Annotated in this window: 11 protein-coding genes; 5 read left to right on the forward strand and 6 right to left on the reverse strand. The window is 66.0% G+C overall.

What is annotated here, in order from left to right; all coding sequences use genetic code 11:
* The first annotated feature begins 279 nt into the window (after window positions 1–279).
* Together ACWDU1_RS22840 and ACWDU1_RS22845 are read left to right on the forward strand one after the other, a co-directional pair.
* Window positions 280–894 carry an LGFP repeat-containing protein gene (locus tag ACWDU1_RS22840; protein WP_450001358.1) on the forward strand — a complete coding sequence of 205 codons (615 nt, stop codon included), beginning with the start codon at window positions 280–282 and terminating at the stop codon, window positions 892–894.
* A gap of 70 nt (window positions 895–964) precedes the next feature.
* Window positions 965–1,822, forward strand: a complete 858-nt coding sequence (locus ACWDU1_RS22845) for an acyl-ACP desaturase (RefSeq protein ID WP_450001360.1) — start codon at window positions 965–967, stop codon at window positions 1,820–1,822.
* A 51-nt stretch (window positions 1,823–1,873) separates the two neighbouring features.
* Here the strand turns inward: ACWDU1_RS22845 and ACWDU1_RS22850 are convergent, their stop codons facing one another.
* Window positions 1,874–3,274, reverse strand: a complete 1,401-nt coding sequence (locus ACWDU1_RS22850; RefSeq protein ID WP_450001362.1) for a class II fumarate hydratase — start codon at window positions 3,272–3,274, stop codon at window positions 1,874–1,876.
* A 173-nt stretch (window positions 3,275–3,447) separates the two neighbouring features.
* Complete coding sequence (locus tag ACWDU1_RS22855; protein ID WP_450001363.1) at window positions 3,448–4,530, reverse strand: DUF1152 domain-containing protein; 1,083 nt, start codon at window positions 4,528–4,530, stop codon at window positions 3,448–3,450.
* 71 nt (window positions 4,531–4,601) lie between these two features.
* On the opposite strand from ACWDU1_RS22855, the gene ACWDU1_RS22860 reads away from it, so the two are divergent.
* Both ACWDU1_RS22860 and ACWDU1_RS22865 read left to right on the forward strand, forming a co-directional pair.
* Entirely contained in the window at window positions 4,602–5,348 is a 747-nt protein-coding gene (locus tag ACWDU1_RS22860) for a GntR family transcriptional regulator (protein WP_450001364.1), read from the forward strand.
* A 394-nt stretch (window positions 5,349–5,742) separates the two neighbouring features.
* Window positions 5,743–6,114, forward strand: a complete 372-nt coding sequence (locus ACWDU1_RS22865) for a hypothetical protein (RefSeq protein ID WP_450001365.1) — start codon at window positions 5,743–5,745, stop codon at window positions 6,112–6,114.
* Window positions 6,115–6,163: 49 nt separating this feature from the next.
* Here the strand turns inward: ACWDU1_RS22865 and ACWDU1_RS22870 are convergent, their stop codons facing one another.
* From ACWDU1_RS22870 to ACWDU1_RS22885, 4 genes are read right to left on the reverse strand one after another with little or no spacing between them, the layout of a single operon-like run.
* The gene (locus ACWDU1_RS22870) at window positions 6,164–6,877 is read right to left on the reverse strand and encodes an ESX secretion-associated protein EspG (RefSeq protein ID WP_450001366.1); all 714 of its coding nucleotides are present in this window, start codon (window positions 6,875–6,877) and stop codon (window positions 6,164–6,166) included.
* Window positions 6,874–8,244, reverse strand: a complete 1,371-nt coding sequence (locus tag ACWDU1_RS22875; RefSeq protein ID WP_450001368.1) for a hypothetical protein — start codon at window positions 8,242–8,244, stop codon at window positions 6,874–6,876. The genes ACWDU1_RS22870 and ACWDU1_RS22875 overlap by 4 nt, the downstream gene beginning before the upstream one ends.
* A gap of 2 nt (window positions 8,245–8,246) precedes the next feature.
* A complete protein-coding gene (locus tag ACWDU1_RS22880) occupies window positions 8,247–8,876 on the reverse strand; it encodes a DUF3558 domain-containing protein (protein ID WP_450001369.1) in 630 nt (209 codons plus the stop codon).
* Entirely contained in the window at window positions 8,873–9,241 is a 369-nt protein-coding gene (locus tag ACWDU1_RS22885; protein ID WP_450001370.1) for a hypothetical protein, read from the reverse strand. Before ACWDU1_RS22885 ends, ACWDU1_RS22880 begins: the two co-directional genes overlap by 4 nt.
* A gap of 297 nt (window positions 9,242–9,538) precedes the next feature.
* On the opposite strand from ACWDU1_RS22885, the gene ACWDU1_RS22890 reads away from it, so the two are divergent.
* Window positions 9,539–10,061 (forward strand): aldehyde dehydrogenase family protein (locus tag ACWDU1_RS22890; RefSeq protein ID WP_450001372.1); only part of this gene is annotated, 523 nt, incomplete at its 3' end.

The raw sequence follows: 10,061 nt of genomic DNA on the forward strand, positions 1-10,061 counted from the left end.
GCTCGAAGCGAAGCGGCGCAGCCGCCAGTCTCGAGCGCTGACAGCAGACGCTTCGGGGGCCGAACCCTCGAGCGGCGAAGCCGCTCCAATAAACACAGCTACTTCTCAGCTATGGTCCGGATTCGGACTGGGCGGGTAATATCTGGCGTGACCACCGAACCGGCAGCGTTGCGGGATCTCGCGATCGGTAGCCGTTACGTTGCCGCATGAATGAGCCGGAGTGATGGGTTTTCCACAGTTCTGGCTGTGCATCACCCGGCCTGTCGCGAGAGGATGGACATGCACCACTTCGCTCGACGTTCGGCCGGATTCACTGTCGCGCTCGCTGCCGCGGGCCTGCTCGTCGCCGGTTGCGGCGACGACGACACTTCGGTGTCGGATACCGTCGGCTCGCTGACCTCGCAGGTTATGCCGGGCGGGGATACCGGGGGGACCCCGTCTCCCGGAGCGGAGGGGTCGGCCACCGAGACCACCGGCGCCGAGGGGTCGGCCACTCCGGACGAGGACCCCAACGCCGATGCCGGTGAGACCACCGTGCAGACGCCGGACGGGACCGAGGTCACCGTCAAGGGCTCCATCTATCAGAAGTACACCGAGGCAGGTGGCCCGACGGGCACGCTGGGTATGCCGGAGGGCGAGGAGGAGGTGGTCGCCGACGGCGGCCGCTACCAGGACTTCACCGGCGGCACCATTTTCTTCAGCGAGGAGACCGGCGCCCATGTCGTGTGGGGCGATATCCGCGAGGCCTGGGAGCAGAACGGCGGCGCCGAGGGCCAGCTCGGATTCCCGGTGTCGGACGAGGAGGACACCCCCGACGGCAAGATGAGCGAGTTCGAGGGCGGCACCATCACCTGGAATTCGTCGGACCGTTCCACCACGGTCACCGAGAACTGATTTCGGCGCGATCGGGGCGTCCGCAGTGGTGGGCGTCCCGTTTCGTCGTCCGACCCGCTACCGTGTGTGCGTGCAGAATCTGTTGACCGACCGCGACCTGCTGGAATCCCTCGCGGTCGAGGTGGAACTGACCGTGCGGCGCCACACCGAGATCGCCGACGAATGGCAGCCGCACGACTTCGTCCCGTGGGACGACGGCCGCAACTTCGCCTTCCTCGGCGGTGAGGACTGGGATGCCGCCCAGTCCGAGCTGAGCGAGACGGCGCGGCTGGCGCTCACCGTGAGCGTCCTGATCGCCGACAACCTACCCGCGTATCACCGCGAACTCGGCAAGTACCTGCGCACCGGTGCCTGGTGGCGCTGGGTCGGGCGCTGGACCGCCGAAGAGGCTCGGCATTCCGTCCTCATCCGCAACTACCTGATGGTCACCCGGGCCTGCGATCCGGTGGAACTCGAGCGGCTGCGCATGGGTCATATGACCGATGGTTTCCGCCGTGAGCCGATGCATCTGCTCGATGTGCTGGCCGCCTGCGCGTTCGAGGAGGCCGCGTCCGCGGTCCGGCATCGCAATACCGCGGCGTTCGGGGAGAACCCGCTGGTCACCGCCATCAGCGAGCGGATCGCCAAGGACGACGAGCTGCAGTCGGAGGTGTTCGCCGAACTGCTCGCCGCCGGGTTCGCGGAGGCTCCCGATCAGGCGATGCGGGCGGTCGCGGATCAGGTGGCCGCTTTCCGGGTGCCGTCGGTGACGCTGCCCGGTGGCCGCAGCAGCGACGAGGTCCTGGCCGAGGCGGGCATCTACGATCCGGCGAAGCAGGACGAACTGGTGTTCGCGCCGCTGCTGCGGCGCTGGGATGTGTTCGGCCGCACCGATCTCGGCGAGTCCGGGATCGCGGCGCGTGCGGAACTCGCCCGTTTCGGGTCCTGAGACCCGCCGCCGGTGCGGCGAACACGTGTTCGCCGCACCGTTACCGGGCGCTCAGCCGCGGTCGGTATTGGTCATGGACAGCACATCGAGACGGCGGTCGAGTTCTTCTTCGCTGAGCGCCTCTCCGATCAGCCCCCGGTCGATCACCGTCTGGCGGATCGTCCGCTGTTCCCGCAGCGCCTGTTTGGCGACCGCCGCCGCTTCCTCGTAGCCGATCGCCGAGTTCAGCGGGGTCACGATCGACGGCGACGATTCGGCGAGGGTGCGCAGCCGTTCGACGTCGGCCGTCAGCCCGTGCACGCAGCGGTCCGCGAACAGGCGGGAAACCGCGGCCAGCAGACGGATGGATTCGAGGACGTTGCGCGCCATCACCGGGATGTAGACGTTGAGCTCGAAATGCCCGCCCGCGCCCGCGAACGCGACCGCCGCGTCGTTGCCGATCACCTGCGCCGCGACCTGCGTCACCGCCTCTGGCAGCACCGGGTTCACCTTGCCCGGCATGATCGAGCTGCCCGGCTGCAGGTCGGGCAATTGCAGTTCGCCCAGCCCGGTCAGCGGGCCCGACCCCATCCAGCGGATATCGTTGGCGATCTTGGTGAGACTCACCGCGACCGTGCGCAGCGCACCGGAGACCTCCACCAGCCCGTCGCGGGCCGCCTGCGCCTCGAAATGGTCTTCGGCCTCGGTGAGCGCGTCTATCCCGCTGGAGCGCACCAGTTCCGCGACCACTTTCGTGCCGAATCCGGCCGGTGCGTTGAGCCCGGTGCCGACCGCGGTGCCGCCGATCGGCAGCTCACCGAGCCGGGGCAGGGTCGCGAGCAGCCGTTCCATCCCCGCCGCGACCTGACGGGTGTATCCGCCGAACTCCTGGCCCAGCGTCACGGGCACCGCGTCCATGAGGTGGGTGCGACCGGATTTGACCACGGTGCGCCATTCCCCGGCTTTGTCCAGCAGCGCCAGCCGCAGATGTTCCAGCGCCGGCAGCAGATCCTTGATCACCGCTTCGGTGGCGGCCAGGTGGGTGGCGGTCGGGAAAGTGTCGTTGGAGGACTGCGACATGTTCACGTGATCGTTGGGGTGCACCGTGACCCCGTTGTTGGCCGCGATGGAGGCGATCACCTCGTTGGCGTTCATATTCGAGCTGGTACCCGAGCCGGTCTGGAAGACGTCGATCGGGAACTGGTCGTCGTGGCGGCCGTCGGCGATCTCCTGTGCCGCCGCGACGATGGCCGCCGCCTTGTCGGCATCGAGCAGCCCGAGGTCCCGGTTCACCACCGCGCAGGCGCCCTTCAGCAGCCCGAGCGCCCGGATCTGCGCCCGTTCCAGGCCACGTCCGCTGATCGGGAAGTTCTCCACCGCGCGCTGCGTCTGAGCCCGCCACAGCGCGTCCACCGGAACGCGGACCTCGCCCATCGTGTCGTGCTCGATGCGGTACTGCTTCTCCTCGCTCATAGTCCCGACCCTATGCCGCGTCCCGGCGATGTTGGCGTGCCACGCGTGAGGTCTGGGTCACCGGCACCCCAATTCAGGCCAGATCGTAAGGTGGCGGCTTCGGTACCGCCTCGACCAGAGCCGGGAACCACCGGCCGGTGCAGTGGCACATCACAGACGCGTTCTCGTGACGCTCAGCCTCGACATCTGTAGAGCGGCGGCTGAAAGCGATCCGGGCGCCGAGCCGTGAGCCACCCGCGCAGCATACGAACGGTTTCGGCTGTGGTGGCGCCGACCAGTTCGAAGACCCGTCGTGCGGTCAGCGCGCCTATGCCTCGCTCCGCGGCGCCCTCGGCATAACGATCAATTGTGTCGAGCGCGTGGCCTTCTGCCGGAGCGATAGCGTGCCAGTTCGCGCGGCGCTGACGCTCGATATCGATATCGCTCCTGCCGAGCCGAGCCCGCACCACAGCCTCGGCCTCGGCGAGCGTGGCCGCCGACAGGAGGACTTTCGCCAGCGAAGCGTCAACCAGCCGACCGGCATCAACTCGATGGACGCGGACCGACTCTTCCGCCAGGGAGACCACCGATCCACGCTGGGTCTCCACGAGACCGCGCCAGCCGGCGGCGGCGGCCGCCAGCAGACCGTTGGCTTCGGACGGATGCCAGGACCAGACAGCTTCGAACTCGGCCACATCGGCCGGGTCGAGTGCGGCGATGTCCTGCGCCGCGAGCTTTCTCAGAAGCCCGTCGACCTCGACAGTGGACAATTCACCGTCGAGACCGGCACCGGTCACCAGCACTTCTACGGGCAAGCCCGAGGTGACCGCCGCAGCGAGAGCCAGCGAGTCCGCGAGCGGACTACGCAGATTCGGCTCATGCCCCTGTGCGAGGATATCGCCCCCCACATCGACGACAATGACGGACTGCGCATCGAATGCCGCAGCTGCGCAACGTATCTGCTTCGCAACCCCGGCCGTTCCGGCGCTCGGATCGATCAAGAGTAGAGGCGACGCAATGTGGTGCACGAGTGTCGGCAGTGTGGACTGTCCCTCGGTGCGGAGAACCGCCCGTGGCGATACCTCACTCACTCCTCCGAGATCTTTGAGCCCCTCGAAATCGGCCCGGGTGCGCGGGCCGGGTGTGGGATCGACCATGAGTCGATCCCAGGAGTAGCTCATGATCGCCGCTACACCCAGTTCGGGCATCTTGACACCGAGGATCGCCGTGGTTACCGCGTCTCCGCCGCCTCCCGCGGCTATCGCTATCGCTGCCATGGTCGGGTGCCGCCCACCAATACCTCGCTCCTACACTGGCCAGTGGCCTATGGTACTCGGGAGGAGCAAGGGTGCCCGAAATCGAACAGGTACTGCCCAAGTATCTGCAAATCGCGGGATATCTGCGGGACCAGATCGTGCGTGGCGATCTGCCACCGGGTTCCGAAGTGCCATCCGAACGAGAACTTGCGGCGCAATGGCGGGTCGCTCGCCCCACGGCCAGTAAAGCCCTGCAAGCATTGCGGCAACAAGGGCTCGTCGAATCCCGTCAAGGTTCCGGCACCTTCGTCCGGGAACCACACGCCGCACCACGCGCACGTGAACGACTCGAACGAGCCGCCGTCCTCGGCACGATGTATTCCGATGTCGAGCACATCGAGTTCCCCTTCCTCGGCATCGTCCCTGCACCCAGGCACGTAGCTTCCACGCTCGGCGTGGACAACAACGATGAGGTCATCCAGCGCCAGCGGCTGATCCGGAACGAGAACCACGGGCCGTCGGAACTGTGCACCTCCTGGTATCCGGCCTCGCTCGCGGATCGAGCACCGAGGCTGCTCATCGGTGAACGCCTGCGCGGCGGCACGCTGCGATACATCGCGGATGCGGTTGGGCTACGAGCGACATACGCCCGCGAACAGGTATGCGCGCGACTCGCCACCGAGGACGAGCGGCGATGGCTGGATCTGGCCGAGCCCTCGGCCGTGCTCACCTATTGGCTCGTTGCCTACGACCCCGACGGCAATCCAGTGCAATTCGACGAGGCCGTATATCCGCCCCAGCGATGGTCTTTCCGTCAGGAATACCCGATTACGCCATAACCTTCCGGAAGTCGGGCATCCATCCAGGATCATTTCCCGAACTTCCAAGTGGACTATGCCACTATCCAATCAAGTGGCATAGTCCACTGTGTCGGCGGTCCACCGTGAAGCAAGGTGACCCGGCCGAAACCCTCACCGGAATCCGCGGCTAGGAAAGGCGCGCAATGGGAGTCGAGACGTCAAGCTCTCAACACTTCGACCTGTCGGACGACGGACCTTCTTGGTCTCGCTGCGTCTACCACACCGCCCCAGCATCCCCACTCACCATCGATGAGGCCCATCGGATCATGCAGTTGTATCGCTCGTGTCTCCGTCATGAGTGCTCGATCAAATACGCGGCGTGGAGCACACTCGTGGAAGCCGGACGTATTGTTCCCGATACGGGTAGGACGCAGTGAACCTGCCGGACCCGGCGCCGGCCATCGCCTACATCGTCACCGATCCGACCGACTTCCGCTCCCGTCGGAGCGAACTGCGCCTGCGTGACCGCGCCAACCGGCTCGGATATCGGTTCTGTGGAACGGTACTCGTACCCGTGGACGAACCTGCCCGGCTCGCGATTCTCGAAGACTCCATCGAGCGGTACGCCGCTGAAGCGGTTTTCGTCCCCACCGTCGGCCATCTCGAGGGACGACTCGAGCGAATCGTCCGCCGTGCCGACGTCATCGATCTGAACGGTGGCTGTTATGCGCGGTGGCCTTCCATGACCGAGTTGATCGGTCACTCCAACCGACCTAAAAGCCGCTGCGGGCGATGCGGGCGATAGGCAGCGACGCAAGGGACAACCCTGCAATCCGAGACGAAGGCGGAGCAATTCAAGCCGGGAGGCGTGCCGCAAGACGATCGATCTCCCGGCGCATTTCCTCATGCGAGATGGGAACGATGTGGAAATCCTGATACTGGTGGTAGTAGATGTAGCGGCCGTCGGCGGCCACATCGAACCAGCTCAGATAGCGCGGGGGCGGCGGCGACGGGTCACGCAGGCGGTGCCGGGCCTCCAGAAACCCCGAACCGGACCGAGGCGCCTTCAGCAGCCGGCGCATCCGGTCGGCCGGTTGCGGTTTTCCGCCGTTCCAGAGTTCGTGGGTTTCCCGGAGCCGATCGATACTCTCCACCAGTGGCGGCCGGCTTCCCTTCGGCACCTCGCCGAGGATCTGCAGGAAAACCCTGGGCACGAGGTCCGCCGGTCCGATCTCGACCACGATCTTCCCGTCGAAATCGGTATCGACGCCGGGGAACTGGACGACCGTCACCCCCGCGGTACCCGAGAACCCGCCGAACGCCCGGATCCGATGCCGACGACTCCCCGACAGTGTGAGCGTCGATTCGGGGTCCGCGGCCACGCCCAGCGCGGCCGCGAGTTCCGGATCGGTGCCCCGCGGAAAGGCCGTCTCGATCCGCGCCGCCAGCAGCCGGAACTCACCCTCCCAGCGCGCCGCCGACCGCAATTCCAGCGGGTAAGGATAGCGGTCCCGGCCCGTTTGCTTCCACACATGGATGAACTCGTCCGGGGTGAACTCCCACTTCATCGCCGGTCGCCGCGTTCATACCGGTCGTCGGCAGGTTGGGCCGCCGGTGCGTCGCCCCCCAGTACTCCGTTCACCGCCGTGATCGGTGCGCCGAACAACTCTTCCTCACGATCGTGGATCAGATAGTCCGGCGTCGCATGCTCCGCGTCGTCCTCACCGCGCCGCCCGGCCGCACCCGGTGCCATCATCCCGGGCATCCCCGACATCGCCCGGCTCGTGCCGGCCGTGGACGCGGCTGCCGGGCCTCCCGACGAAACGTTCTGGGCGCCCGGGGTACTGGTTACCGTCTTCCCCGGGGTTTGCGACTGCGGCGTACCACCAGGGCCACGCGGCGCTCCGGACGGGCTGCCCGCGACCACCGAGGGCGAACCCGTAGTGGTGGTGGACGGGGTGGTGCGCTGAGGATCTCCGGTCGGGTTTCCGGTGGTGGTGCCCGCCGGTTGCTGGGTGGTCGGGTTGTCTTCGGTACCGGCGGTGGTGGTCTGTGACTCCTCCTCGGTACCCGGCGTCCCCGGAGCCGAATCCTCGCCCGGGTTCTCCCCACCCGGCGTCTCGCCCCCGGGCGTCACGCCCCCCGGCGAGGTCGACGTCGTTGTGCCGCCAGGATTTCCGGGCGAGGAACCGTTGGGGTTGGTGGTACCCGGTGAATCGCCGTCGCCGGGGGCCTGCACCGGGATGAACGAGGGAACTCCGTCGCCGGCGGGTTGATAGGTGGGTTTGTAGGCCATGTTCATCACCTCGACCGCCACCAGCCGCTGGTCTTCCTTATACCGATCCAGGGCAGCTGCGGACGCGGGATCCATCGCACCCACTACCGTTTGAGCGACCTGGGCGGGGCCGACCACGGCAACAGGATTGGCCGGGGGTAAGGCGGTCGGTGGCGGCGGCACGGACTTCTTCACGACCTCCGCTCCGTACGCGGCCGCTTTGATCCGGAAACCCACCGATCGGAACACTTCCTGAACATCGGTTGCCTGGTCGTAGAACTGCCGTGCGGCCCGAACAGCGGAATCTGCGAATTGTCCATGCAGACCGTCGGATAGTTCACGCTGGATCGCGAGGTTTGTACCGAACAGTGCTCCGCCCAGCGCATTGGCCAGTTCTTCGTACCTGTCCGCCAGCGCATGCATGATGCCCGGCGTCATTGCTTCGACGTTGGTGTGAATTTCCGCATGCGAGAAGCCTTCGAACTGTTCCATTTCTGTGATGTACGAGGGATCCTTGCCTCCGTGGGATACCTGGTCGCCGAAATGTTCTGCCCCTGACTGGCTCTGCTGCCCTGCCAGCCGAGACTGCACTGCTGCCGGATCGATGCCCAACACCGGTCCGAAAATGCCAAGCGGTGAGTTGGTTTCTTCGCCACTCATGATCAGTTCTCCGAACCTATCTCGGGTTCGAGAGCTTCAGCGATCTCGGGAACACCGTCGCAGCGCTGGAGGCCCGCTTGCGAGCCTTCGAATGTCCGCGCCGAACTGAACATCACGAAGCCGACCTTCGTTCGGACATGAATACTGCAAACGCCCGGCATTGCAGGGTCCTCCACCCGCAACGCTTGCCGTTCGTTCACCATGATCGGTTCGGCGTGGCTTCCGTTCTTCTGCAGGTCTTCCTCCCAAGTCACATTTCCCGAGTTGATCTGCAGATCACGAAGCGGCCCCTTGAAGTCGCAAGTTAGAAAGGTGTATTCCGCCACCAGATCGTCGCCGCGACGCCGTGATTCGGGATTCAGCCCTGCTGCCGTCACAGCTTGATCGCTGATCCACGTACACGGATCGAATACAACCTCGGGCCGCCCCTGGGTGGTGTACTCATTCTGCTGGGGTGGTGGCTGCAGCCTCGCATCCGTCAGCGTGGGCCGCGCCGAGGAAGAGGCCACGACCGAAGAGTTTTCGCCCACCGCCTGCCCCGCTTGCCCATCGGCGTCCCGAGAACAGCCCGAGAGACCGATTACGGCCAGCAAGACGGCCGGCACAGTCAAGGCCTTCGATATTCCGGTCATTTCCCGCTCTCCGCTGCCGCCGTTATTGCACGCTGGTTCATCTGATCGGCTTCCTCGAATGCGCCCCCTGCCTGTAGATAGGCCGCAGCCATCCGCAGCGCAGCCTCCTTCATGCCCATCAACGCGTTGAATCCATCATCCGCCTTCCATCGAAAGCCGCCCTGAAGCGCTTGGGCCGAGCCGAACCCCCCGAAACCATCAACCTCGTTGAGACGACGCGCGACTTCGATCTGCTGGTCCAGACACTTATCGACCAGCCGCGTATACACCGCCGCACACCGCTCCGCGGCACCCCGCTCCATCCGGAACGTCCCCGCCACGGCCTGCTGATACAGCGCGTTCGCGGTCCCCTGCCCCACTTCCATACCGCCCCCACCTTCCGTGATTTCACTCAAGATACTGGACGCAACCGGCGTCGCGACGGTTCCATCCACCCGTCCCTACAGTCCGTACGTCGAGAGTCTTCCCGTGGGCGACCGAAACGTGCCGCCCGACCCGGCCGGTCCGGCGCACCGCTCCGGAGGCAGTGGAGTGGACGCTCCGGCTCGGCCAGAATTTTCCGGATGAAGACGACGCGCCGTTCACTTCCACACGGCATAGTGAGGTAGGTCACTGGAATTATTCGGTGACTAGCAGTGCACGCGTCGAACGAGGAGCTCGTCATGACCTACGCCAAGCCCGGTGCCGACGGCAGTATCGTCAGCTACGCCCGCCGCTATGACAATTTCATCGGTGGTGAGTGGACAGCGCCGGTCGAGGGCAAGTATTTCGACAACCCGTCGCCGATCGACGGCGAGACCTTCTGCGAGGTCGCTCGGTCCACCGCACCGGATGTGGAGCTGGCGCTGGATGCCGCCCACGCCGCCAGCGACGGCTGGGGTGCCACTTCGGCGACCGAGCGGGCCAATATCCTGAACAAGATAGCCGACCGGATCGAGGAGAACCTCGAGGCGCTCGCGGTCGCCGAGACCTGGGAGAACGGGAAGCCGGTCCGCGAGACCAAGGCGGCGGATCTGCCGCTGGCGGTCGATCACTTCCGGTATTTCGCCGGGGCGATCCGCGCCCAGGAGGGCGGGATCAGCGAGATCGACGCCGATACGGTCGCCTACCACTTCCATGAACGCCTCGATACCGCCGGTGACGAACTCGAAGGTGGTTCCGCCCTCCATGGCGACCGGTTCGCGC

The organism is Nocardia sp. NPDC003345 (genome assembly GCF_053589395.1).